Source organism: Terrabacter ginsenosidimutans (assembly GCF_039539425.1).
GTDB lineage: Bacteria > Actinomycetota > Actinomycetes > Actinomycetales > Dermatophilaceae > Terrabacter > Terrabacter ginsenosidimutans.
Map to the genome: position 1 here is coordinate 57,614 of NZ_BAABDC010000004.1, position 24,176 is coordinate 81,789.

Here is a 24,176-nt window from a genome sequence, read left to right on the forward strand (position 1 = left end):
GAGACCGATGATGGGCAAGGCCTTCGGGGCCCGCCTCCAGGACGCCATGCGCACCCGGGGGCCCTTGTGCGTCGGGATCGACCCGCACCGGGCGCTCGTCGAGTCGTGGGGGCTCACCTACGACCTCGCGGGGCTGGAGCGGTTCGCGCTGACGTGCGTCGAGGCCTTCGCCGGCCGGGTCGCCGTGGTCAAGCCGCAGTCGGCCTTCTTCGAGGTGTTCGGCAGCCGCGGGCTCGCCGTCCTCGAGCGGGTGCTCACCGATCTGCGCGACGCCGGGACGTTGACGATCCTCGATGCGAAGCGCGGCGACATCGGGTCGACGATGGCGGCCTACGCCGAGGCCTACCTGGGATCCGGTGCCGTCGCCCCGCCGGACGCACTGACCGTGAGCCCCTACCTGGGCTACGAGTCGCTGCGTCCTGCGATCGACCTCGCCGAGCAGTCCGGGCGTGGTCTCTTCGTCCTCGCCCTCACCTCCAACCCTGAGGGTGCCACCGTCCAGCACGCCGTCCGGGACGGCGAGTCCGTCGCCGCGTCGATCGTGCACGGGGCCCGGCGCGACAACGCTCCTGCGCGGGCGCGTGGCGACCTCGGGAGCATCGGACTCGTCATCGGCGCGACGGTGGGCGGCGCCGTCGACGATCTCGGGCTCGACCTCGTCGAGGCCGCGACGCCCGTTCTCGCCCCCGGCTTCGGCGCCCAGGGCGGCACCGTCGAGTCCCTCGCCGCGACGTTCGGTGCGGCCCGGGGACAGGTCCTGGCGTCGTCGAGCCGCGAGATCCTCAGCGCCGGACCCGACCCGAGCCGCCTCGTCGCACAGACGCAGCGCGTGCTCGAGTCCCTGCGCGGCTGACGCGGCGGCGGGACGCCGGGCCACCCGGGAGCATTCGGTGAAGTCGCGCGACGGGGCCGGCGACACGGCATACGGTGTGGGCATGTCGAAGACCGCCCGGGTCCGAGGAGTGCAGGCGGCCCTCGGGCTGGTGCTCGCCTCCACCGCGCTCTCGGGCTGCTCCGCGTCGTCCACCGGGTCCTACTGCGACGTGCTCCGGTCGGTGCAGGCCGACTGGAAGGGCAGCAGCGCCACCCTCCAGGACCCGGCAGCCGCGGCTCGTCTGGCCTCCGCGATCACGCAGGTCGAGGCCAGCGCGCCCGAGGAGGTGAAGGCCGACTGGGAGTCGCTGCACACCCTCGTGCAGAAGTTCACGGTGGCCGACCCGGACCTGGCTGCCCTGACGAAGCAGCTGCAGGGCTTCGAGTCCTCGGCGAAGCGGGTCGAGGTGCACGCCAGGGAGACCTGCCAGGTCGACCTCACCCGCTGAGGCCGCCCGAGACGGGTCCACGGCGACGATGCTCCAGGCACCCTCGACCCCCCGGATGCCCCGGACGCCCGGCCCCGCGTTGCGGCGGCCGCTGCCCGATCGCTAGGTTCGGCGGAGACAAGACGAGACGTGAAGACGACCGGGGGCGCGGGGCGCACCCGAAGGCAGCAAGGAGACCGAAGACCGTGGCGCTACCACCGCTCACCCCCGAGCAACGGGCCGCAGCACTCGAGAAGGCTGCCGCCGCACGACGGGAGCGGGCCGCGGTCAAGAACCGGCTCAAGTACTCCAGCGGCTCGCTCGCCGAGGTCCTCGAGGACGGCAAGGTCGACGCGGTCATCGGCAAGATGAAGGTCACCGAGCTGCTCGAGTCGATGCCCGGCGTCGGGCGAGTGCGGGCCAAGGCCATCATGGCCGAGGTCGGGATCGCCGAGTCGCGCCGCGTGCGTGGCCTCGGCGCCAACCAGGTCGCAGCCCTGCTGCACCGCTTCGAGAAGCCGTGATGGCGGCAGCAGACACGACCGCCACCCCACCGACCCCGCACGACGCGACCGATCGCGGGCGTGGGCGGCTCATCGTCCTCGCCGGTCCCACGGCTGTCGGCAAGGGCACCATCGCCGAGTACGTGCGCACCCACTTCCCGGCCGTGTGGTTCTCGGTCTCGATGACGACCCGGCGGCCACGCCCCGGCGAGGTCGACGGCGTGCACTACCACTTCGTCGAGGACCACGAGTTCGACCGGCTCGTCGAGGCCGGCCAGTTCCTCGAGCACGCCGTCGTGCACGGCGCGGCGAAGTACGGCACGCCCCGCGGTCCGGTCGAGCGGGTCATCAGCAGCGGGCGCGACGCCCTCCTCGAGATCGACCTGCAGGGAGCCCGCCAGGTGCGCGAGACCTGGCCGGACGCCCTCTTCGTCTTCCTCGCTCCGCCGAGCTGGGACGAGCTGGTGCGCCGCCTCGTCGGCCGGGGCACCGAGGGCGAGGCAGAGCGGGAGCGCCGGCTGGCCACCGCCCGGGCCGAGCTGGCCGCCCAGAGCGAGTTCGACGAGGTCGTCGTGAACGACGACGTTCGTCGAGCCAGCGAAGAACTCGTATCATTGATGAGATCGGGACGCGCCGACCGGTGAGTCCCGCCTGATGCGTGCCAGCCGACGGCATACGACCGCGTGGTCGTCGACGCCCCGGCGCACACCTCACGCCCGCTGAACCCCAACGAAACGAGATCACTGTGTCCGGTACCCAGGCTGCTCCCATCGGCATCACCAACCCGCCGATCGACGACCTCCTGACCGTTGCCGACTCGAAGTACGCGCTCGTCATCTACTCCGCCAAGCGCGCGCGCCAGATCAACGCCTACTACTCCCAGCTGCAGGAGGGCCTGCTCGACTACGTCGGCCCGCTGGTCGAGACCGAGGTCCACGAGAAGCCGCTGTCGATCGCGCTGCGCGAGATCAACGAGGGCCTGCTGACCTCGACGCCCACCGAGGCCTGAGCACCTCGTCGGGGTCGGAGCAGCCGATGCGCGTCGTGCTGGGGGTGAGTGGCGGCATCGCCGCCTACAAGGCGTGCTCGCTGCTCCGGCTCTTCACCGAGGCGGGGCACGACGTCACGGTCGTCCCCACGGCGGCGGCGCTGAAGTTCGTCGGCGCTCCGACCTGGTCGGCCCTGTCGGGCAAGCCGGTGAGCACCGACGTGTGGACCTCGGTCCACGAGGTGCCGCACGTGCGCATCGGCCAGTCGGCCGACCTCGTCGTCGTGGCCCCGGCCACGGCTGACGTGCTCGCGAAGGCCGCACACGGCCTCGCGGACGACCTCCTGACGAACACCCTGCTCACGGCGCGGTGCCCCGTCGCGTTCGCGCCGGCGATGCACACGGAGATGTGGGAGCACCCCGCCACGCAGGCCAACGTCGCCACCCTCCGCTCGCGTGGCGCGCACGTCATCGACCCGGCCGTCGGTCGTCTCACGGGCAAGGACACCGGGGCGGGCCGCCTCCCCGAGCCCGAGGCGTTGTATGCCGCGTGCCTCGCGATCGTGTCGGGTGACGGCGCCGACGTGGCGCGGCCGGTGGTGCGTGACCTCGAGGGGAGACGCGTCGTCGTCTCCGCCGGTGGCACGCGCGAGCCGCTCGACCCCGTGCGCTACCTCGGCAACCGCTCCTCGGGCAAGCAGGGTGTGGCCATCGCCCGCTCCGCCGCCGGGCGCGGCGCCAAGGTCACGCTCGTGGCCGCCAACGTGTCGATCCCGGTGCCCGAGGGCATCGACGTCGTGCGCGTCGAGACCACCCTCGAGCTCCAGCGCGCGGTCGTGGAGGCCGCGGACGCTGCCGACGTGGTCGTCATGGCCGCGGCTCCCGCCGACTTCCGGCCCGCGGCGGTGAGCGACAGCAAGATCAAGAAGTCCGCCGACCCCGAGGCCGGCCTGAGGGTCGAGCTCGTCGAGAACCCCGACATCGTCCGGGGGCTCGTGGCCGCCCGCGAGGCCCGGGGAGCGGCCGTCCCCTTCATCGTCAGCTTCGCGGCCGAGACCGGCGACGCCCGGGGTTCGGTCATGGACCACGCGCGCGCCAAGTTCGCCCGCAAGGGCAGCGACCTGCAGGTCGTCAACGAGGTCGGCACCGACCTGACCTTCGGCAAGGACGACACGACGGTGCACGTGCTGCGACGCGGCAGCGACGCGGTCACGACGGTCGGCCCGACCTCCAAGGACGCCGTCGCCGACGCGCTGTGGGACACCATCTCGCCCCTGCTGGGCTGAGCACTAGACTCTCGCCCCAGACGCGGGAGCCCCACCGGTGCGACCCGCCCACCGCCACGAACCCGACCGAGGGAGAGCAAGTGTCCGCACGTCTGTTCACGTCCGAGTCCGTCACCGAGGGACACCCGGACAAGATCTGCGACCAGATCAGCGACTCGATCCTCGACGCCCTCCTCGCCGACGACCCGCAGGCTCGCGTCGCGGTCGAGACGATGGTCACGACCGGCCTCGTCCACGTCGCCGGTGAGGTGTCGACGACCGCCTACGTCGAGATCCCGCGCATCGTGCGCGAGACGATCCTCGAGGTCGGCTACGACGGCTCGCAGAAGGGCTTCGACGGTCGCACCTGTGGCGTCTCCATCTCCATCGGTGCGCAGTCGCCCGACATCGCCCAGGGCGTCGACACCGCCCACGAGCACCGCACCGGTGACATCGACGACCTCCTCGACAAGCAGGGCGCCGGCGACCAGGGCCTGATGTTCGGCTACGCCTGCGACGACACCGCCGAGCTCATGCCGCTGCCGATCCACCTGGCGCACCGTCTCTCGGAGCGCCTGACGCAGGTCCGCAAGAGCGAGGAGCTCGCCTATCTGCGCCCCGACGGCAAGACGCAGGTCACCATCGCCTACGAGGGCGACAAGGCCGTGTCGCTCGACACCGTCGTCCTGTCGACGCAGCACGCGCCGGACGTCTCGCTCGACGGCATGCTCGAGCCCGACATCCGTGCCCACGTCATCGAGCCCGTGCTCGCCGAGCTCCGCGAGAGCGGCACCGACCTCGACGTCAGCAGCTACCGGGCGCTCATCAACCCGACCGGGCGCTTCGAGATCGGCGGCCCGATGGGTGACGCGGGCCTGACGGGCCGCAAGATCATCGTCGACACCTATGGCGGCATGGCGCGCCACGGTGGCGGTGCCTTCTCCGGCAAGGACCCGAGCAAGGTCGACCGCTCGGGCGCCTACGCGATGCGCTGGGTCGCCAAGAACATCGTCGCGGCGGGCCTCGCGCGACGCTGCGAGGTGCAGATCGCGTACGCCATCGGCAAGGCCCAGCCCGTCGGCCTCTACGTCGAGACCTTCGGCACCGAGACGGTGCCCGTCGACAAGATCCAGCAGGCCATCGGCGACGTCTTCGACCTGCGCCCGGCCGCCATCGTCGACGCGCTCGACCTGCTGCGCCCGATCTACAAGCCGACCGCGGCCTACGGCCACTTCGGCCGCACCAAGGCAGACGGTGTCGAGAACCCCTTCACGTGGGAGCGCACCGACCGCGTCGAGGCCCTGCGCAACGCCGTCTCCGGCTGAGGATAGGTTCGCCCCCGTGGGCGACGAGAACGACGAGAGCAGGCAGCGACCGGCCGCAGGGCCGGTCGCTGCCGTCGTCGTGGAGACCCCGCTCGCGCACCTCGACCGCGTCTTCGAGTACTCCGTCCCCGACGAGCTCGACGCCGACGCCGTGCCGGGGGCGCGGGTGCGGGTGCGCTTCTCCGGACGCGAGCTCGACGGCTTCGTCGTCGAGCGGCGCGACCAGCCCCAGCACGACGGTCGGCTGACCCCGCTGCGCCGGGTCGTCAGTGCCGAGCCCGTGTTGACGCCCGAGGTGCTCGCGCTCTGCCGTGCCGTCGCCGAGCGGTATGCCGGCACGCTCAGCGACGTGCTGCGCCTCGCCGTCCCGAAGCGCCACGCCACGGCCGAGCGCAACCTGGTGATGGACTGCGCGGTGCCCGACGAGCTCCCGGCCCCCGACCCCGGTCCGTGGGCGGCCTACCCCGCGGGTCCGGCGTGGCTGCGGCGGGTCGCATCAGGGGAGGGCCCTGCCGCGGCGTGGGCCGCGCTGCCGGGACGCCGGGGCGAGGCGGACTGGCCGGCGGCGCTCGCCGTCGCGGCCGCCACGGCGCTGTCCGCCGGTCGGGGCGCCCTTGTCGTCGTGCCCGACCACCGTGACGTCGACCGCCTCGATGCCGCCCTGACCGCCGTGCTCGGCAAGGGACGCCACGTGCGGCTCACGGCCGACCAGGGGCCGCAGGCGAGGTACACCGCCTGGCTCAAGGTGCTGCGCGGGCACGTGAAGGTCGTCATCGGCACTCGGGCCGCCGCCTTCGCGCCGGTCCACGACCTGGGTCTCGTCGCGTGGTGGGACGACGGCGACGATCTGCTCGCCGAGCCCCGGGCGCCCTACCACCACGTCGGTGTCGTCCTCGGCCTGCGGGCCGGCGCGACCGGGGCAGCGCTGCTCACCGGCGGTTTCGGGCGCAGCCTGCGCGTGCAGGTGGAGGTCGAGGCCGGTGCGCTGGTGCCCGTCGAGGCCGACGCGCCGACCCTGCGCTCGGCCGCACCCCGCGTCACGATCGCCGGCGAGGGCCTCGACGAGGAGCGCGACGGCCCCGCGGCCCGGGCCCACATCCCGTCCCGGGCCTGGCGCGTCGCCAAGGACGCCCTCGTCGACGGTCCGGTGCTCGTGCAGGTGCCCCGCCGCGGCTACCTCCCGTCGCTCAGCTGCGCCGAATGCCGTACGCCGGTCCGCTGCGCTCGCTGCCAGGGGCCCGTGGCGCTCGGCGCGCCAGGGACGGCGCCGGCCTGCCGCTGGTGCGGGCTGACCCTCGCCGGGCACGGTTTCGCGTGCGAGCACTGCGGCTCGCAGCGTCTCCGGTCGTCCGTCACCGGTGCCCGGCGCACGGCCGAGGAGATCGGCCGTGCCTTTCCGGGCTTCCCGGTCCACACCTCCGGTTCCGGTGAGGTGCTCGCCGCCGTCGGTCGTGAGCCGTCGCTCGTCATCGCCACGCCCGGGGCCGAGCCGGTTGCCGACGGTGGCTACACCGCGGTGCTCCTGCTCGACGCGTGGGCGAGTCTCGACCTGCCCACGCTCGACGCCCCGCTCGAGGCGCTGCGCCGCTGGATGGCCGCTGCAGCCCTCGCGCGGGAGGGGCGCGCGGTGGTGCTGAGCGGCGCCCCCGAGGCGGTGGCGCTGCCGGCTGTCGAGGCGCTCGTCCGATGGGACCCGGCGTGGCTCGCCGCGCGCGAGCTGGCCGAGCGGCGCGAGCTCGGCCTGCCGCCGGCCGTACGCATGGCGCAGCTGACGGGAGGTCGGCGCGCCCTCGAGGAGGCGCTCGAACAGGCCGACCTGCCGCCGGCCGCGCAGGTGCTCGGACCGGTCCGGCTCTCGTCCACGGGAGGTCCGCCGCGGCGGCCACCCGTCGACGGCGAGCCGGAGCGGACTGCCGCCGACCACCACGCCCTCGTGCGGGTCCCGGTGTCCGAGACCGAGTCCCTGACCCGGGCCCTGCTGGCGCTCAAGGCGTTCCGTTCGGCTCGCAAGGAGCCCGAGGCCGTCGCCGTCCGGGTCGACCCGCTCGACATGTTCTGATCGTGTCGGATCCCGTGGGGACCGGCGTGGCAGAGTGACGGCATGCCCGATCGCGAGCTCGACATCGTCCTCTACGGCGCCACCGGCTTCGTCGGGGCCCTGACCGCCGCCCACCTCTCCCGGCACGCCGGGACCGACGTGCGGATCGCCCTCGCGGGGCGCTCGCGGCCCAAGCTCGAGGCGCTCCGGGTCGAGCTCGGCCCGTCGGCGTCGTCCTGGGAGCTCGTCGCCGTCGACGCGACCGACGCGCCGGGTCTGCGCGCCCTGGCCGAGCGCACGCGGGTCCTTGCCACGACCGTCGGTCCCTACGCCACCCACGGCAAGGACGTCGCGCGTGCGTGTGCGGAGTCGGGGACCCACTACGCCGACCTGACCGGTGAGGTGCTCTTCGTCCGGTGGTCCCTCGACGAGCTGGACGCCACGGCCCGCGAGACCGGGGCGGCCATCGTCCATGCGTGCGGCTTCGACTCCATCCCGTCCGACCTGGGCGTCCTCACCACGGCACAGCGGGTCGCGGCGGACGGAGAGGGCGCCCTCGCGGAGACGACCCTGCTCGTCCGGTCGCTCAGGGGTGGCTTCTCCGGAGGCACCATCGACTCCGCACGGCAACAGGCGATCACGGCCCGCGCCGACGCCGGTGCGCGCCGGGTGCTCAGCGACCCCTACGCCCTCAGCCCGCGCCGTGCCGAGGAGCCGTCGTCGGGTCGGAAGCGTGCGACGGGCGCCCTCGACCGGTTGCGGCGACTCGTGCCGGTCGAGCGCGACGGTGCCACGGGGCGCTGGACCGGGCCCTTCGTCATGGCCTCGTTCAACACGCGCATCGTTCGCCTGTCCAACACCCTGACCGACTGGTCCTACGGGCGGGACCTCCGTTACCGGGAGGCCACCGACTTCGGCTCGGGGCCCATGTCTCCCGTGCTGGCCGGCGGCATGGCCGTCGGCCTCGGCGGTGTCCTGGCCGGGATGGCCTTCCGGCCGACCCGCGCCCTGATCGACCGCTTCCTGCCCAAGCCGGGGGAGGGGCCCAGCCCGGAGACGCAGGCGGCCGGGCGCTTCCGCCTCGACATCCGCTCGACGACGACGACCGGCGCGCGCTACCGGACCACGGTCGGTGCCGACTACGACCCGGGCTACGGCGCCACGGCCATCATGCTCGGTCAGACGGCCCTCGCCCTCGCCCTCGACGAGGGGCTGCCCCGACGAGCCGGGGTGTGCACGCCGGCGACCGCGCTCGGTGAGGTCCTCGTCGAGCGGCTCCGAGCGCAGGGATTCGTCTTCGACGTCGAGCGCAACGAGCCCGGACCGCACGAAGACGCCCGGGTCGGCGCGGGAACCGACTCCCAAAGGAATGCTTGACGGTTGAGCCGGCCGGACGGCATACTCCCAAACATGTCTTTGGAGGAAGGGCGGATCAGCGAGCTCCGCGCCACGGCCCACCCGCTGCGACTGCAGATGCTCTCGCTCCTGACAGGAGCCGAGCTGAGCGCCGCCGAGGTCGCCCGCGAGCTCGGCGTCACCCAGGCCAACGCCAGCTACCACCTGCGGCTGCTCCACGCGGCAGGGCTCCTCGTCATCGCAGGCGAGGAGACCGTGCGTGGCGGGCGGGCCAAGAAGTACCGGCACCCCTGGGATGCCGAGCGCCCGAAGGACGACCCACCGGCCAGCGAGGAGGACAGGCTCGCCTACGCGCGGGTGCTGGCCGACGCGATCCCTCGCCGCTTCGCCGTCCGTCAGCAGGGGGAGAGGGCGCAGTTCACCGACGCCGACCTGTGGGTCGAGCCCGAGGTGTGGGAGCGCGTCCTCGACCTCGCGACCCAGGCCAGCCGGCTGCTCCACGCGAGCGCCCGGCCGCCGCGCACCGAGGGCACCGTGCGGGCCAACCTGTCCATCGCAGCGTTCCGGCTCACCGGGGAGGAGCGACCGTCATGAGGCTCCAGCAGTCGATGGGCGCACTGGCCGACCGCCGGTTCGCGTGGTACTTCACGGCCCGCACGGTCTCGACCGCAGGGTCGGTGATGGTGCCCGTCGCGCTCGCCTTCGCCGTCCTGCACATCGACCGGTCCGCCGGAGCCCTCGCGCAGGTTCTCGGCGTGCGGACCCTGACCATGGTCGTCTTCCTCCTCGTCGGAGGCGTCGTCGCCGACCGCTTCTCACGGATCGTCGTGCTCCAGGTGTCGCACGTGCTCACGTGCCTCACCCAGGCGCTGGCGGCCTACCTCATCATCAGCGGCGACGCGACGCTGACCCAGCTGACCGCCATCGAGGGCGTCAACGGCGCCGTGTCGGCCTTCACGATGCCCGCGATGATGGGCGTCGTCCCCCTCGTCGTCGACCGGGGGCGGCTGCAGCAGGCCAACGCCCTGCTGTCGTTCAGCCGCAGCGGTCTCGCCATCATCGGCCCCGCCGTCGCGGGCCTGCTCGTCGTCGGCGTGGGGCCCGGCTGGGCGCTCGCCGTCGACGCGCTGACGTATGCCGTCGCCATCGTCTGCCTGACCCGCGTCGGTCTGCCACGTCGTTCGCAGGAGGCCGGCGCACCGCGTCACTCGATGGTGCGGGAGCTGCGGGAGGGCTGGAGCGAGTTCACCCGACGCGAGTGGCTGTGGGTCGTCGTCCTCGCGTTCGGGCTGACCAACGCCATCCACACCGGGGTCATCGGGGTGCTCGGCCCGCTCGTCGCCACGTCGGCCCCGTCGATCGGTGAGGCCGGATGGGGTCTCGTGCTCAGCGCGGAGGCCGTGGGCACGGTGCTCATGACGCTGGTCATGCTGCGGCTGCGGCTCCGGCACCCTCTGCGTGCGGGCATGCTCGCGATCTGCGTGCTCGCCGTCCCCATGGTGCTGCTCGGCGTGGCGCCGGCCATCGTGCCCGTCGCCGTCGGCTTCTTCCTCGCGGGTGCGGCGGTCGAGGTCTTCGGGGTCGGGTGGAACACCGCGCTGCACGAGCACGTCCCGGTCTCGGTGCTCTCCCGGGTATCGAGCTACGACGCGCTCGGGTCCTTCGTCGCCATGCCCATCGGCACCTTCCTCTACGGCTGGCTCGCGGTCTCCGTCGACGTCGAGACGCTCATGCTCGTCAGCGCCGGCGTCTACGTCCTCGTCTCCCTCTCCGCGCTGCTGTCGCGCTCGGTGCGCGAGCTCGGCCGCAGCAGCGAGGACCCCGCGAGCACCGGCGCCGCGGTCAGTGAGCCGTCACGGTCCTAGACTGGCGGCGCCCCACCGCCTTTCACGACCCCTGGAGACCTGTGTCGATCAAGGACATCCGACTCTTCGGTGACCCGGTCCTGCGGACCGAGGCCGCCGAGGTCACCGACTTCGACAAGCAGCTGCGCGTCCTCGTCAAGGACCTCGAGGACACCATGCTCGACGCGCCCGGCGCCGGGCTCGCCGCACCGCAGATCGGCGTCGGGCTGCGGGTCTTCACGTACTGGGTCGACGGGGTCCTCGGTCACCTCGTCAACCCCGTCCTCGACCTGTCCGACGACGAGCAGGACGGCCCCGAGGGCTGCCTCTCCATCCCGGGACTGGCGTTCGACACCAAGCGCGCCCTGTCCGTCGTCGCCAAGGGTCAGAACATGTGGGGCGAGCCCGTCGTGCTCGAGGGCACCCAGCTGCTCGCCCGGTGCGTCCAGCACGAGACGGACCACCTCGACGGCATCCTCTTCGTGGACCGGCTCGACCCGGAGGCGCGTCGCGAGGCGATGCGCGCCATCCGCGAGGCCGAGTGGTTCGCCGACAACCCGCCCGAGGTGCGGATCAGCCCGCACTCCACCTTCGGCCGGGCGATGTGACATGAGGGTCGTCTTCGCAGGCACCCCCGACGCGGCGGTGCCCAGCCTCGATGCCGTCGCGGCCTCGAACCACGAGCTCGTCGGCGTCGTCACCCGCCCCGATGCCCCCGCCGGACGCGGCCGGCGCCTCGAGGCCTCTCCCGTGCGGCGCCGGGCCGAGGAGCTCGGTGTGCCGGTGCTGACCCCGACCCGCGTCAAGGACCCCGACTTCCTCGCGGCCCTCACGGCGCTCGCACCCGACGCCTGCCCCGTCGTGGCGTACGGCAACCTCATCCCGGTGGAGGCGCTCGCGATCCCGCGACTCGGCTGGATCAACCTGCACTTCTCGCTCCTGCCGGCGTGGCGAGGGGCTGCTCCCGTGCAGCACGCGATCATGGCCGGCGACGAGGTGACCGGGGCGTCGACCTTCGTCATCGAGCGCGGCCTCGACACCGGGCCGGTGCTCGGGGTGATGACCGAGACGATCCGCCCGACCGACACGGCCGGCGACCTGCTCGACCGGCTCTCGACGGCCGGGGCGGGGCTGCTCGTCGCCACGCTCGACGGGCTGGAGTCGGGTGACCTCGTGGCGGTGCCGCAACCGGCCGAGGGAGTCTCGCTGGCCCCGAAGATCGAGGTCGAGGACGCCCGGATCCTCTGGTCTCGTCCGGCGACCGCGGTGGACCGGCTCGTGCGAGGCTGCACTCCGGCTCCCGGGGCGTGGACCACGTTCCGCGGCGAGCGGCTCAAGGTCTCGCCCGTGACCGTGGTGTCGGCCGACGACGTGCCGGTCGGCCCGGACGGTGTGACGCTGCGCGCCGGGGACCTCCGCGTCACGAAGAAGGCCGTCTTCGTCGGCACCGGCACCGGCCCGGTCCGGCTGGGCACGGTGCAGCCGCACGGCAAGAAGCCGATGGCGGCCGCCGACTGGGCGCGCGGCACACGGATCGAGATGGGGGAGCGGGTCGGCGATGAGTGACGAGCGACGAGGACACGGCCCGAGGGGAGGAGACCCTCGCGGCGACGGTCGAGGTGGTGACGGTCGACGGGGTGATCGCCAGCGTCCGCAGGCCCGTGAGCGCTCTGCCGGGCACCGTTCCGAGCAGCGACCCTCCGAGCGGGCGCGTCGCACCGACGCGCCGCGTCTCGCCGCCTACACGGCGATGCGTGAGATCGCCGACGGCGCCTACGCCAACCTCGCACTGCCGAAGCTGTTGCGCGACAAGGGGATCAGCGGCCGCGACGCGGGTTTCGCCACCGAGCTGGTCTACGGCGCGACGCGCCTCTCCGGCCTCTACGACGCCATCATCGCCTCGGCCGCGGGTCGGCCCGTCGACAAGATCGACGCCAACGTGCTCGACACCCTGAGGCTCGGGGCGCACCAGCTGCTCGGCATGCGCGTGCCCACCCACGCAGCGGTCGACGAGACCGTCGCCCTCGCCCGCCAGGTCAACGGCGCCGGGGCAGCCGGCTTCGTCAACGCCGTCATGCGGCGCATCAGCGAGCGCGAGCCCGACGCATGGACCGACCTCGTCACCGAAGGCGTCGGCGACCCCGTCGAGCGCCTCGCCCTGCGCACCTCGCACCCCGTCTGGATCGCCAAGGCCCTGCGGGCCGCGCTGATCGGGCACGGAGCGGCAGGACCGGCTGACGTCGAGGAGTCGCTGAGCGCGCTGCTCGAGAGCGACAACGCCCCCGCCAAGGTGTCACTCGTCGCGCGGCCCGGACTGGCCTCTCTCGACGAGCTCGAGGACGCCGGCGCCGATCGCTCGGGGCTCAGCCCGGTCGGGGCGATCCTGCCCGAGGGGGACCCCGGCGCCATCGCGGCTGTCCGTGACGGCCGTGCCGCCGTGCAGGACGAGGGATCGCAGCTGCTCGTCCTCGCGCTCGCCGCCGCCGAGGTCGAGGGGGAGGCTGCTGAGCACGAGCGCTGGCTCGACCTCTGTGCCGGTCCCGGCGGCAAGGCAGGGTTGCTCGCCGCCCTGGCGATCGAGCGACGGATCCCGTTCGTGGCCAACGAGATCAGCGAGCACCGGGCCGACCTCGTGTGGCAGACCCTCGCGGCGGCGCGGGTCGCGGCCCGGGATGCCGACACGAGTCTCAAGGTGCGGCACGGCGACGGCCGCGACCTCGGCGAGCTGGAGCCCGGCGGCTTCAGCCGGGTCCTCATCGACGCGCCGTGCACCGGGTTGGGGGCACTGCGCCGCCGCCCCGAGGCACGGTGGCGCCGGACCGCGGGCGACGTCGCAGCCTTGGCGGAGCTGCAGCGCGAGCTGCTCGTCGCCGGCGTCGACGCGACGGCGACCGGCGGGCTCGTCGGCTATGCCACGTGCAGCCCGCACCTCAACGAGACGCGGTTCGTCGTGTCCGACATCCTCAAGCGCCGCGACGACGTCGAGCTCGTCGACGCCCGCCCGTTCTTCGTCGACGCGTCCGGCCGGGAGGTCCCGGGCCTGGGCGAGGGGCCCTACGTCCAGCTCTGGCCGCACGTCCACGGCACCGACGCGATGTTCTTCGCACTGCTGCGCAAGCGGTAGGCAGGGCCGGCGGCTCGAAAAGGACTCGCGCAGCAGACGATTCGCTGGGCAGGGTGGGGGCGTGACGGCATACGCGATCGACGACCTCCAGCCCAGCCCCTTCGACGAGCGGGTCGCCCCGACGTACGACGCCGGTTCGGCCCACATGTTCGGCGCTGACGTGCTGGGCCCGGCCGTCGACGTGCTGCAGGAGCTCGCCGGAGACGGCGCGGCCCTCGAGCTCGCCATCGGCACCGGGCGGGTGGCGCTGCCGCTCGCGGAGCGTGGCGTCGAGGTGCACGGCATCGACTTCTCCGAGGCCATGGTCGCCGAGCTGCGACGCAAGCCCGGCGGCGACCGGCTCCCGGTGACGATCGGGGACATGGCGACGACGCGCGTCGGCAGCGACTACCGCGTGGCCTACCTCGTCTACAACACGATCACCAACCTGCTCACCCAGGACGAGCAGGTCGAGTGCTTCCGCACCGTCGCCGCGCAGCTCGCGCCCGGTGGGGCCTTCGTCGTCGAGGTGTTCGTGCCGCAGCTGCGACGGATGCCGCCCGGGCAGACCGCGGTGCCCTTCCACGTCGGCCGGCGGCACGTCGGCTTCGACACCGTCGACGTCGTGTCGCAGCTGTCGGTCTCGCACCACTACGTCCGGGAGGGGCAGCAGGACGGGCTGGGGCGGGAGCTGGCGAGGTATGCCGCCTCGGCGCACCGCTACGTGTGGCCGTCGGAGCTCGACCTCATGGCGCGGATCGCCGGCCTGCGCCTGCGGGACCGCTGGTCCGACTGGGACCGCTCACCCTTCACCGCGGACTCCGAGTCGCACGTGTCGGTCTGGACCAAGGTCGTCGACTGAGGGGGAGCGCGCGGCCCCTAGGCTGTGCGCGTGCAGATCTCACCGAGCATCCTCTCCGCCGACTTCGCCAACCTCGAGGCCGAGCTGGGGCGCATCGCGAGCGCCGACTGGGCGCACGTCGACGTCATGGACGCCCACTTCGTGCCGAACCTCACCCTCGGGCTGCCGGTCGTGGAGGCCCTGCTCAAGGTGAGCCCGATCCCGATCGACGCGCACCTCATGATCGAGGACCCCGACCGGTGGGCACCGCTCTATGCCGAGGCGGGGTGCCAGTCGGTGACCTTCCACATCGAGGCGGCGCGCGACCCGCGTGCGTTGGCGCGGACGTTGCGGGCAGCCGGCGCGCGTGCGTCGATGGCACTCAAGCCCGGCACCGGGTTCGCGCCCTACGAGGACCTGTTGCCCGACCTCGACATGGTGCTCGTCATGACCGTCGAGCCGGGGTTCGGCGGTCAGTCCTTCATGGCCGACCAGATGCCCAAGGTGCGCCAGGTCCGTGAGGCCGTGCGGCGCCACGGCGGCGAGGTCTGGATCCAGGTGGACGGGGGAGTCAGCGCCGACACCATCGAGCAGTGCGCCGAGGCCGGGGCGGACGTGTTCGTCGCGGGCTCCGCGGTCTACGGGGCCGAGGACGCCGCTGCGGCCGTGGACGAGCTGCGTGCACTGGCGGCCGGTCACCAGCACTGACGACTCCAGCGGCGCCGGCGGCGGCGACCGTCGGGGCGCGAAAACCGCTGTCGTGCCGTCGCGGACATCGAGTTGAATGGCCGGATGCCCGTGAGTTTGGAGCCCGCGACCGTCGCCTCGTTGACCGAGGTCACTGACGCGGTGGCGTCCTGGCAGCATGACGGCGGTCCGGTGCAGCTCCATCCCGGTGACCTCGGGTGGGCCTGGAGGCTCGGCGGCCCGGACCTGGCCAGGGACGTCCGGGTGTGGCGTGACGACGGGCAGGTCGTGGCGGTCGGGCTCGTGGACGGCGACGGACTGATCCGCATGGGCGTCGCCCCGAGCGTCGACGAGGACGAGCAGCTCGCCTCGCGGCTGCTGGCAGACCTGTCGGATCCGGCGCGGGGTGTGCTGCCCACGGGGAACGCGTGCGTCGAAGCCCGGGCCGGCAGTGCCCTCCGAGGACTCCTCACCGCCCGTGGCTGGCTCGAGGACGAGTCGTGGACGCCCCTGAGCCGTGACCTCACCGACGCGGTGGAGGCGTGCGAGCTCAGGGTCGAGGTGGGCAGCGCGCACGATGCGGCGACTTTGGCGTCCGACCATGCGTCCGAACACGAGTCCGACCGCGAGTCCGACCGCGTGTCCGACTGGGTCTCGGACCGGGTCGAGGTGCAGCGGGCGTCGTTCGAGACCTCGACGTTCACCGGGAGCCGCTGGCACCTGATGGCCGCCGCGTCGCCGTACAAGCGGGCCCGATGCCTCGTCGGCTACGACCGCGACGGGACCGCGGTCGCGACGGTGACGGTCTGGTCCGCGGGACCGGGACGCCCCGGGCTCCTCGAACCACTCGGTGTGCACCGAGACCACCGGGGGCGCCGGTACGGCACGGCCATCTCGCTCGCGGCGGCCGCAGCGCTCAGGGAGATGGGCGCGTCCAGCGCGACCGTGTGCACGCCCAGCAGCAACGTGGTCGGCGTCGCGACCTACGTCTCCGCGGGATTCCGAGCGCTCCCGGCCGTGACCGACTTCCGGCGGCCGAGCTGACCGGCGTCACGGATGCTGAGCTCGAGGGAGGGGCGAGGATGCGGCAGCCGATGCTGTTCCTGATGGTGGGTCTCCCGTGCACCGGGAAGACCACGGCTGCGCGGCGTATCGAGAGTGAGCACAGAGCACTCCGCCTGACGAAGGACGAATGGGTGAAAGCTCTGTACGGACAGGAGAATCCGCCGTCGGCCCAGGACGTCATCGAGGGTCGGCTCATCCAGGTCGGGCTACGCGCGCTCGAGCTCGGCAACAACGTCGTCATCGACTACGGGCTCTGGTCCCGGGACGAGCGCTCCGCCCTGCGGCAGGCCGCCGCCGACCTCGGCGCGAGGGTGGAGATGCACTACTTCGAGCTGACGCCGACCGAGCAGCGGGTGCGGCTCGACCGACGCCAGGCCGAAGCGCCCCACACGACCTGGCCCATGTCCGATGCGGAGCTCGCCGAGTGGGCCGACGCCATCGACATCCCCACGCCGGGTGAGCTCGACGGCAGCGAACCCGTCGACGACGCGCCGGTCGGGTTCGCGACGTGGGACGAGTGGCGGCACCATCGCTGGCCACCATCGGTGTCCTGAGCGGTCGAACGCTGGCTCTCGAGCCCACGCGCAGACGGGGGCGTGCGCGTCAGCCCTTCGTGGTGGCCGTCACGCGGGCACGGTGTGCCCCCTGCGCTGCTCCGGGTGCATACTGGCTGTACGTGCTCCGGGGTCGGTGTAATTCCGAGCCGGCGGTTACAGTCCGCGACCCGACCGCATCCAGCGGCCGGTTGACCTGGTGAAATTCCGGGACCGACGGTGAAAGTCCGGATGGGAGGCAGCACGAAACAGGCCGTCGTGGCCTGGGCCGTCGGCGTCGTCCGTACGGGCCCCGACCACGTGGGCGTGTGGAGTTACCCCGGAGTTCGTCCGTGCCACGACGAACCATCAAGGACGAACACCACATGCAGGCTCTTGCTCTGGCCGACCAGACGAAGAACGTCTTCCAACAGGCCATCGACGCCACGATCCCCATCGGTCCCTACCAGCTGCACTGGCTCGAGCTGATCGGCGTCCTCATCGGACTCGCGTCCGCCTACCTCGGCATGCGCCGCTGGGTCTGGGCGTGGCCCGTGGGGATCCTCGCCAACATCATGCTGTTCTTCGTCTACCTCGGTGCCGTCTTCGGTGCCGACGAGCGCATCCCGCTCTTCGGGCAGGCCGGCCGCCAGGTCTTCTTCATCGTGACGAGCATCTACGGCTGGTGGCGCTGGTCGCAGGTGCGCCGGCTCAACCACGCGGGCGACGCGAGCGGCGTCGCCATCACCCCGCGGTGGGCCACGAGCCGGGAACGCGTCGCCGTGGTCGTCTTCTGGCTCGTCGGCACCGTCGTCGTCCACCAGGCCTTCGTGTGGCTGTGGAACCTCTCGCCGAACCCCTTCTTCACGCCGCAGTGGTGGTTCTACTGGTGCGACGCGTGGATCTTCGTCGGCTCGATCGTCGCGACGTACGCCATGGCCCGCGGCTGGAACGAGTTCTGGCTCGCCTGGATCGCGGTCGACCTCGTCGGCGTCCCGTTCGCCTTCGCGACCGACTACGTGCCGACCGGCGTGCTCTACACCTTCTACGGCCTCTTCGTCCTCTACGGCTTCACGCAGTGGGTCAAGGCGTCCCGGGTCAGCGTGCCCGACGTCGAGCCCCAGCTGACCGGGACGTCGAGCTGACCCATGGGTGACACGGCAGCCCGCGCCTGGATGCGACGAGCCCTCCAGCTCGCCGCGGCCGGGCCGTGGCCCGACCCCAACCCGCGGGTGGGCTGCGTCATCGTCGCACCGGACGGCGCCGTCGTCGGCGAGGGGTTCCACCACGGTGCGGGGACGCCGCACGCGGAGATCGAGGCCCTGCGCGAGGCGGCGGACGCCGCGCGCGGGGCGACGGCCTACGTCACGCTCGAACCGTGCTCGCACACGGGACGCACCGGGCCGTGCTCGGACGCGCTCGCCGACGCCGGGGTCTCTCGGGTCGTCTTCGCCCAGTCCGACCCCAACCCGGACGCCGCGGGCGGCGCCGAGCGCTTGCACGCCGCGGGCGTGCACGTCACGGGAGGCGTCCTCGCCGACGAGGCCGCGGGGATCAACGAGCGCTGGGCCCGCACCGTGGACCTCGGGCGCCCCTTGGTGACGTGGAAGCTCGCCACCACCCTCGACGGGCGCAGCGCCGCCGCCGACGGCAGCAGCCAGTGGATCACCGGGGAGGCCGCCCGGGCCGACGTCCACCTGCTTCGGGCGACCCGTGACGCGGTCCTCGTCGGCACCGGCACCCTCCTCGCCGACGACCCGCGACTGACGGTGCGTATGCCGGGTGGCGCGCCCGCGCTGCAGCAGCCACTTCGCGCGGTGATGGGTCTGCGCGAGGTGCCGTCGAGGGCACGTGTCCATGACGCGCCGGGTGCCGTCATGCACCTCGAGACCCGAGACCCCCGTGAGGCGCTGGATCTGTTGTGGTGCAGAGGGGTCCGCGACGTCTGGCTCGAGGGCGGCCCGACCCTTGCTGCTGCCTTCCTCGGTGCCGGTCTCGTCGACGACGTCTATGCCTACGTCGCCCCGGCACTCCTCGGTTCCGGTGCGGCCGCGGTCGACGACCTCGGCATCCGGTCCATCTCCGAGGTCCGACGCCTCGACCTCGTCGACGTCGTCGTCATCGGGGGAGACGTGCGGATCCATGCGGTCCCTGCCGGCACCGTCCCCGCCGCACCACTCACGGCACCCCTTCGAGCTCACGCAGAACCCTGAGGAGACACATGTTCACCGGAATCGTCGAGGAGCTGGGCACCGTCGGCGGAGTCGAGCACGGCGCCGAGTCGGCCGTCCTGCGCATCGAGGGTCCCCTGGTCGTCAGCGATGCGACCCGCGGTGCGTCGATCGCCGTCAACGGCGTCTGCCTCACCGTGACCGAGCACGACGCTACGGGCTTCACCGTCGACGTGATGGCCGAGACCCTCGACCGCAGCAGCCTGGGCGCCCTCGCACCGGGTGACCGCGTCAACCTCGAGCGGGCCATGCCCGCCGACGGGCGGTTCGGCGGCCACGTCGTCCAGGGGCACGTGGACGGCACGGCGACCATCACTGCACGTACGCCCGGGGATCGTTGGGAGACGGTCGACTTCACGCTCCCACCCGGCCTCGCGGCATACGTCGTCGAGAAGGGCTCGATCACCGTCGACGGGGTGTCGCTCACCGTCGCCCACGTCGGCGACGACACCTTCGGCGTATCGCTGATTCCCACCACGCTCGAGCTGACCACGTTGGGGCACAAGGGAGTCGGCGACGTCGTCAACCTCGAGGTCGACGTCATCGCCAAGTACGTCGAGCGACTGCTCACCCATCGGCAGGAGGCCGTGTCATGACCGGGCTCTCGACCGTCGAGGAGGCGCTGGAAGCCCTCCAGGCCGGCCGGCCCGTGCTCGTCCTCGACGACGAGGACCGCGAGAACGAGGGCGACCTCGTCCTCGCGGCCGAGACCGCCTCCGAGGACTGGATGGCGTGGACGATCCGCCACTCGTCCGGCTACCTCTGCGCACCGATGCCCGGTGAGATCGCCGACCGGCTCGAGCTGCCGCTCATGGTCGCCGACAATCGCGACCCCCTGCGCACCGCCTACACCGTGTCGGTCGACGCGGCCGAGGGCGTCACGACGGGGATCAGTGCGGCCGACCGGCTGCGCACCGTCCAGGTGCTCGCCGACGTGGACGCGACGCCCTCCGACCTGATCCGCCCCGGGCACGTCCTGCCGCTCCGCGCCCGACCCGGTGGCGTGCTGACGCGCCCCGGCCACACCGAGGCGGCCGTCGACCTGACCAGGCTCGCCGGCCTCTCACCCGTCGGCGTCATCGGCGAGCTCGTGCACGACGACGGCACGATGATGCGGTTCGACGCGGTCGTCGAGCTCGGCCGCGAGTTCGGTCTCCCGGTCATCACCATCGAGCAGCTCGTCGACCACCGTCAGCGCCTCGACCGGGTCGAGCGGCTCGCGACGACCCGCATCCCGACGGTCCACGGCACGTTCACCGCGCACGGCTACCGGGACACCCTCACCGGCGACGAGCACGTCGCCCTCGTCAGTCCTCGCGGGCTGCGAGGGCTGCGCCAGGCTGGTCCGGTCCTCACCCGGCTGCACTCCGAGTGCCTGACCGGCGACGCCTTCGGGTCGCTGCGCTGCGACTGCGGGCCCCAGCTGCAGGCGGCCCTGGCGCGGGTCGGTAGCGAGGGCGGCGTCGTCGTCTACCTCGGCGGGCACGAGGGGCGCGGCGTCGGGTTGGTCGACAAGCTGCGGGCCTACGCCCAGCAGGACCGCGGGGCCGACACCGTCGACGCGCAGACCGCGCTCGGGCTGCCCGTCGACGCGCGGGAGTACGCCGCCGGTGCGGCGATCCTGCACGACCTGGGTGCGCCGCAGGTCGTGCTCCTGACGAACAACCCGAGCAAGGTCACGGCCCTGCGCCACCTCGGCGTCGACGTCGTCGCCGTCGAGCGTCTGCACGGACCGATGGGCGAGGACAACGAGAACTACCTCATCACCAAGCGCGAGCGACTGGGGCACGACATCCCGGTCCGCAGCGACCGGCACGGCGGCAAGGAGACAGCATGAAGGACGGCGCCCCCAGCCTCACCACCGACGGCAGCGGCCTGCGGGTCGCGGTCGTCGCGGCGAGCTGGCACGAGCAGGTCATGGACGGGCTCCTCGACGGGGCGCGACGCGGTCTGGCCGATGCCGGCGTCACGGCGGTCGACGTCGTCCGCGTGCCGGGCACCTTCGAGCTGCCGGTCGCGTGCGCGTCGCTCGCCGAACGGTACGACGCGCTCGTCGCCCTCGGGGTCGTCATCCGTGGCGGCACCCCGCACTTCGACTACGTCTGCCAGGCCGCGACGGTCGGGATCACCGACGTGTCGGTCCGCTCGTCGACGCCGATCGGCTTCGGCGTGCTCACGTGCGACAACGAGGCGCAGGCCCTGGACCGTGCCGGGCTGCCCGGGTCCGCCGAGGACAAGGGCCACGAGGCCGCGACGGCCGCCGTCGCGACCGTCGTGGCGCTGCGCGGCCTCGCCACGTGAGCACCGTCGGGACGACGGGTCGCCGGCCCGTAGGCTGGGGGACCGTGAAGAGCTTTGAGCAGCTGTATGCCGAGCTGGCCGAGAAGGCGCAGACGCGACCCGAGGGTTCGGGCACCGTCGCGCAGCTCGACGCCGGCGTCCACGCGATCGGGAAGAAGATCGTCGAGGAGGCGGCCGAGGTGTGGATGGCCGCCGAGTACCAGTCGAACGACGAGGCCGCCGAGGAGATCAGCCAGCTCCTCTACCATCTGCAGGTCCTCATGCTCGCCAAGGGCATCTCGCTCGACGACGTCTACTCCCACCTCTGAGGACCGCCACAGCCATGCTGCGAATCGCCGTGCCCAACAAGGGCTCCCTGTCCGACGCGACCGTCGAGCTGCTGCGCGAGGCGGGCTACCGCACGCGTCGTGACAGCAAGGAGCTCGTCGTCTCCGACGCCGAGAACGACGTCGAGTTCTTCTACCTGCGCCCGCGCGACATCGCCGTCTACGTCGGCTCCGGCACCGTCGACGCCGGCGTCACCGGCCGCGACCTGCTGCTCGACTCGGGCTCCGACGCCGTCGAGGTCATGCCGCTCGGTTTCGGCGCCTCGACGTTTCGGTATGCCGGCAAGCCGGGTCAGGTCGCCACCGTCGAGGACATCCAGGGCAAGCGCGTCGCGACGTCGTATGCCGGCCTGGTCCGCTCCGACCTCGCGTCGCGGGGGTTGTCGGCGGAGGTGGTGCGCCTGGACGGGGCCGTCGAGACGGCCATCACCCTCGGGGTGGCCGACTGCATCGCCGACGTCGTCGAGACCGGGACCACCCTGCGGCAGCAGGGTCTCGAGGTCTTCGGCGAGCCGATCCTCCGGTCCGAGGCCGTCCTGATCCGGGGCGACCGGCCCGGCGAGGACCAGGCCATCGAGATCGTCCAGCGCCGGATCGCCGGCGTCATCACGGCCCGCACCTACGTCATGCTCGACTACGACTGCCCCAAGGACCTCGTCGAGCGCGCCTGCGAGCTGACGCCGGGACTGGAGTCGCCCACGGTGTCGTCGCTGCAGGACGACGCCTGGGTGGCCGTGCGCGCCATGGTGCCGCGCCTCGGGCGCAACCGGCTCATGGACGAGCTCTACGACCTCGGGGCTCGAGCCATCCTCGTCACCGACATCGCCGCCTGCCGGCTGTGACGCGTGACCGCGGGAGGGACCGCATGACACCGCCCCCGGGGCCCCCGCAGGGGGCGCAGCCGGAACCCGGCTCCGACGCGTGGGCGCCGTTCCGGCCCAGACGTGGTCGCACCGTCGCGCTCGGAGTGGTGTGGTCCTCGCTCGTCGTCTTCGGGGTCATCGCCGTGGTCATGCCGAGCCAGGTCGACGGCCGCTGGGGTCTGGGCGACCGGCTGATGTTCTTCGGGCTCGGCGTGGCCGTCGCGCTCATCGCCTGGCGCTACGCCTCGATCCGTGCCGTGCCGAGCAGGGCCGGGCTCGTCGTGCGCAACCTCATGCTGACACGCACCCTCGACTGGCCCGAGATCGTCGGCATCCAGTTCGGCGGCGGCGAGCCGTGGGTGACGCTCGACCTGGAGGACGGGGACTCCGTCGCGGTCATGGCGATCCAGAAGGCCGACGGGCCGGTGGCGGGCCGGGAGGCCTCTCGCCTGGCCGCCCTCATCCAGGCGTTCGGCGAGGCTCCCGAGCCGAAGCGCCCGCTGGAACCGTCGTGACGGGCGCCCCGACCCCGGAGCGCATGCGGCACGCGCTCGGCCACTTCGCGACAGGTGTCACCATCGTGACCGGCTTCGCCGAGGACGGCGCGCCGGTCGGGTTCGCCTGCCAGTCCTTCGCCTCGGTCTCGCTCCACCCGCCGCTCGTGCTGTTCTGTGCCGACCACCGCGGGCGCTCGTGGCCACGGATGCGCGGCCAGGGCCGCTTCACCGTCAACGTGCTCGGTCACGACCAGCGCGACCTCATCGCGCGGTTCGGCTCGCCCGACGGTGCACGCTTCGAGGGTCTGGACTGGGCCCGGTCCGAGCACGGCGGCCCCAGCCTGCCCGGCGTGCTCATGCGTGTGCACTGCTCGGTCGAGCAGGTCCACGTCGCCGGCGACCACGACGTCGTCGTCGGTCGGGTGCTGGACCTCGAGGACGGTGAGTCCGGTCGACCGATGCTGTTCTACCGAGGCCGTCTGACGGTGACGGAGCGTCGCACGTCGGTGAGTGACGAGACCGCCGAGACCGCCGAGGCCATGGACGACTACTGGGGCTGAGACCCTTCCGCGGTGCCGCGGGCATCGGTGCCGCCCACGAGTCCGTCCCAGGACCACTGGGGGACGGTGAGGCCGTCGGGGACCTCGTCGGGCGACCGGTGGTAGGTGGCCATGTAGTCCGTGGCCCACGCGAAGTACGCGACGAGCGCATCGCGTAGGGCAGGGTCGCCCGCGAGGCCCACGTCGTCCACCGCTGCCGCGAAGCTGCCGACCGCCCGCTCGTCCATCTCGCGGTGCTCGCCGTTGCCGGAGTGCAGCCGCACGACCTCGGTCTCGCTCGCGACCGACGCCGTGTAGGTCCGTGGCCCGCCGAGCGCCTCGGCCCAGTAGGCGGCGAGGCGCTTCGTGTGGTCCGGGTGGTAGCCCTGCGAGAAGGCGTGCGACACGACCGGATAGGCGAGGCATCGCTCGTGCCACGCGTGCGCGAGGCTGACGAGCGCGGGCATCCCACCGACGGCGTCGTAGAGGGTCCGGTCCACCGTGGCAGGCTCCCACCCGTGGTGCGCCGCGACAAGCCCCGCCCCCAGCCCGCCTCCAGCCTGGCGGAGT

General features: G+C 72.7%; 28 protein-coding genes and 1 riboswitch. Of the genes, 27 read left to right on the forward strand and 1 reads right to left on the reverse strand.

The features are described 5' to 3' along the window. Positions 1-10 precede the first annotated feature (10 nt). From pyrF to ABD831_RS13205, 27 genes are all read left to right on the forward strand, one after another. Complete coding sequence (gene pyrF / locus ABD831_RS13075; protein ID WP_344948212.1) at positions 11-853, forward strand: orotidine-5'-phosphate decarboxylase; 843 nt, start codon at positions 11-13, stop codon at positions 851-853. An 82-nt stretch (positions 854-935) separates the two neighbouring features. Then, positions 936-1,322, forward strand: a complete 387-nt coding sequence (locus tag ABD831_RS13080) for a hypothetical protein (RefSeq protein WP_344947080.1) — start codon at positions 936-938, stop codon at positions 1,320-1,322. A gap of 185 nt (positions 1,323-1,507) precedes the next feature. Further along, positions 1,508-1,825, forward strand: coding sequence for an integration host factor, actinobacterial type (gene mihF, locus ABD831_RS13085; RefSeq protein ID WP_030201881.1), 318 nt, complete (start codon positions 1,508-1,510; stop codon positions 1,823-1,825). After that, positions 1,825-2,448 (forward strand): guanylate kinase, encoded by a 624-nt coding sequence (gmk, locus tag ABD831_RS13090; RefSeq protein ID WP_344947084.1) that lies wholly within the window; start codon positions 1,825-1,827, stop codon positions 2,446-2,448. The genes mihF and gmk overlap by 1 nt, the downstream gene beginning before the upstream one ends. Positions 2,449-2,549: 101 nt before the next feature. Then, a complete protein-coding gene (gene rpoZ, locus ABD831_RS13095) occupies positions 2,550-2,813 on the forward strand; it encodes a DNA-directed RNA polymerase subunit omega (RefSeq protein ID WP_030201887.1) in 264 nt (87 codons plus the stop codon). Between the two features lie 26 nt (positions 2,814-2,839). Then, positions 2,840-4,078: a bifunctional phosphopantothenoylcysteine decarboxylase/phosphopantothenate--cysteine ligase CoaBC gene (coaBC, locus tag ABD831_RS13100; protein ID WP_344947088.1), complete on the forward strand. Its 1,239-nt coding sequence runs from the start codon at positions 2,840-2,842 to the stop codon at positions 4,076-4,078. Positions 4,079-4,158: 80 nt separating this feature from the next. After that, positions 4,159-5,382, forward strand: coding sequence for a methionine adenosyltransferase (metK, locus tag ABD831_RS13105; protein ID WP_344947091.1), 1,224 nt, complete (start codon positions 4,159-4,161; stop codon positions 5,380-5,382). Between the two features lie 16 nt (positions 5,383-5,398). After that, the gene (locus tag ABD831_RS13110; RefSeq protein ID WP_344947094.1) at positions 5,399-7,441 is read left to right on the forward strand and encodes a primosomal protein N'; all 2,043 of its coding nucleotides are present in this window, start codon (positions 5,399-5,401) and stop codon (positions 7,439-7,441) included. Positions 7,442-7,483: 42 nt separating this feature from the next. Then, on the forward strand, positions 7,484-8,797 hold the full coding sequence (locus tag ABD831_RS13115; protein WP_344947097.1) for a saccharopine dehydrogenase family protein: 1,314 nt from the start codon (positions 7,484-7,486) through the stop codon (positions 8,795-8,797). 33 nt (positions 8,798-8,830) lie between these two features. Beyond that, complete coding sequence (locus tag ABD831_RS13120) at positions 8,831-9,370, forward strand: ArsR/SmtB family transcription factor (RefSeq protein ID WP_344947100.1); 540 nt, start codon at positions 8,831-8,833, stop codon at positions 9,368-9,370. Continuing rightward, positions 9,367-10,641: an MFS transporter gene (locus tag ABD831_RS13125; protein WP_344947103.1), complete on the forward strand. Its 1,275-nt coding sequence runs from the start codon at positions 9,367-9,369 to the stop codon at positions 10,639-10,641. The genes ABD831_RS13120 and ABD831_RS13125 overlap by 4 nt, the downstream gene beginning before the upstream one ends. A 41-nt stretch (positions 10,642-10,682) precedes the next feature. Beyond that, complete coding sequence (def, locus tag ABD831_RS13130) at positions 10,683-11,228, forward strand: peptide deformylase (protein ID WP_142178254.1); 546 nt, start codon at positions 10,683-10,685, stop codon at positions 11,226-11,228. Between the two features lies 1 nt (position 11,229). Continuing rightward, the gene (gene fmt / locus ABD831_RS13135) at positions 11,230-12,186 is read left to right on the forward strand and encodes a methionyl-tRNA formyltransferase (protein WP_344947108.1); all 957 of its coding nucleotides are present in this window, start codon (positions 11,230-11,232) and stop codon (positions 12,184-12,186) included. Next, on the forward strand, positions 12,179-13,744 hold the full coding sequence (locus tag ABD831_RS13140) for an RsmB/NOP family class I SAM-dependent RNA methyltransferase (RefSeq protein ID WP_344947122.1): 1,566 nt from the start codon (positions 12,179-12,181) through the stop codon (positions 13,742-13,744). Before fmt ends, ABD831_RS13140 begins: the two co-directional genes overlap by 8 nt. 61 nt (positions 13,745-13,805) lie before the next feature. Continuing rightward, the gene (locus ABD831_RS13145; RefSeq protein ID WP_344947125.1) at positions 13,806-14,585 is read left to right on the forward strand and encodes a class I SAM-dependent DNA methyltransferase; all 780 of its coding nucleotides are present in this window, start codon (positions 13,806-13,808) and stop codon (positions 14,583-14,585) included. A gap of 30 nt (positions 14,586-14,615) precedes the next feature. Next, positions 14,616-15,272 (forward strand): ribulose-phosphate 3-epimerase, encoded by a 657-nt coding sequence (gene rpe / locus ABD831_RS13150; RefSeq protein WP_344947130.1) that lies wholly within the window; start codon positions 14,616-14,618, stop codon positions 15,270-15,272. A gap of 120 nt (positions 15,273-15,392) precedes the next feature. Further along, positions 15,393-16,295 (forward strand): GNAT family N-acetyltransferase, encoded by a 903-nt coding sequence (locus ABD831_RS13155; protein WP_344947133.1) that lies wholly within the window; start codon positions 15,393-15,395, stop codon positions 16,293-16,295. 62 nt (positions 16,296-16,357) lie between these two features. Further along, positions 16,358-16,870 (forward strand): P-loop nucleotide/nucleoside kinase family protein, encoded by a 513-nt coding sequence (locus ABD831_RS13160; RefSeq protein WP_344948215.1) that lies wholly within the window; start codon positions 16,358-16,360, stop codon positions 16,868-16,870. A 119-nt stretch (positions 16,871-16,989) separates the two neighbouring features. Then, positions 16,990-17,118, forward strand: a riboswitch (FMN riboswitch). Positions 17,119-17,235: 117 nt separating this feature from the next. Continuing rightward, the gene (gene pnuC / locus ABD831_RS13165; protein ID WP_344947136.1) at positions 17,236-17,994 is read left to right on the forward strand and encodes a nicotinamide riboside transporter PnuC; all 759 of its coding nucleotides are present in this window, start codon (positions 17,236-17,238) and stop codon (positions 17,992-17,994) included. 3 nt (positions 17,995-17,997) lie between these two features. Further along, positions 17,998-19,062: a bifunctional diaminohydroxyphosphoribosylaminopyrimidine deaminase/5-amino-6-(5-phosphoribosylamino)uracil reductase RibD gene (gene ribD / locus ABD831_RS13170; protein WP_344947139.1), complete on the forward strand. Its 1,065-nt coding sequence runs from the start codon at positions 17,998-18,000 to the stop codon at positions 19,060-19,062. Positions 19,063-19,070: 8 nt separating this feature from the next. Beyond that, on the forward strand, positions 19,071-19,676 hold the full coding sequence (locus tag ABD831_RS13175; protein ID WP_142178245.1) for a riboflavin synthase: 606 nt from the start codon (positions 19,071-19,073) through the stop codon (positions 19,674-19,676). Next, positions 19,673-20,917: a 3,4-dihydroxy-2-butanone-4-phosphate synthase gene (ribB, locus tag ABD831_RS13180; protein ID WP_344947149.1), complete on the forward strand. Its 1,245-nt coding sequence runs from the start codon at positions 19,673-19,675 to the stop codon at positions 20,915-20,917. Before ABD831_RS13175 ends, ribB begins: the two co-directional genes overlap by 4 nt. Then, on the forward strand, positions 20,914-21,381 hold the full coding sequence (gene ribH, locus ABD831_RS13185; protein ID WP_142178243.1) for a 6,7-dimethyl-8-ribityllumazine synthase: 468 nt from the start codon (positions 20,914-20,916) through the stop codon (positions 21,379-21,381). The genes ribB and ribH overlap by 4 nt, the downstream gene beginning before the upstream one ends. Positions 21,382-21,425: 44 nt before the next feature. Continuing rightward, positions 21,426-21,689, forward strand: coding sequence for a phosphoribosyl-ATP diphosphatase (locus tag ABD831_RS13190; RefSeq protein ID WP_028785574.1), 264 nt, complete (start codon positions 21,426-21,428; stop codon positions 21,687-21,689). A gap of 14 nt (positions 21,690-21,703) precedes the next feature. Beyond that, a complete protein-coding gene (gene hisG, locus ABD831_RS13195) occupies positions 21,704-22,549 on the forward strand; it encodes an ATP phosphoribosyltransferase (RefSeq protein ID WP_142178242.1) in 846 nt (281 codons plus the stop codon). A gap of 23 nt (positions 22,550-22,572) precedes the next feature. Further along, on the forward strand, positions 22,573-23,085 hold the full coding sequence (locus tag ABD831_RS13200) for a PH domain-containing protein (protein WP_344947186.1): 513 nt from the start codon (positions 22,573-22,575) through the stop codon (positions 23,083-23,085). Then, complete coding sequence (locus ABD831_RS13205) at positions 23,082-23,627, forward strand: flavin reductase family protein (RefSeq protein WP_344947189.1); 546 nt, start codon at positions 23,082-23,084, stop codon at positions 23,625-23,627. Before ABD831_RS13200 ends, ABD831_RS13205 begins: the two co-directional genes overlap by 4 nt. Here ABD831_RS13205 and ABD831_RS13210 read toward each other — a convergent pair. Then, the gene (locus tag ABD831_RS13210; RefSeq protein ID WP_344947192.1) at positions 23,615-24,106 is read right to left on the reverse strand and encodes a globin domain-containing protein; all 492 of its coding nucleotides are present in this window, start codon (positions 24,104-24,106) and stop codon (positions 23,615-23,617) included. The genes ABD831_RS13205 and ABD831_RS13210 overlap by 13 nt on opposite strands. Positions 24,107-24,176 lie beyond the last annotated feature (70 nt).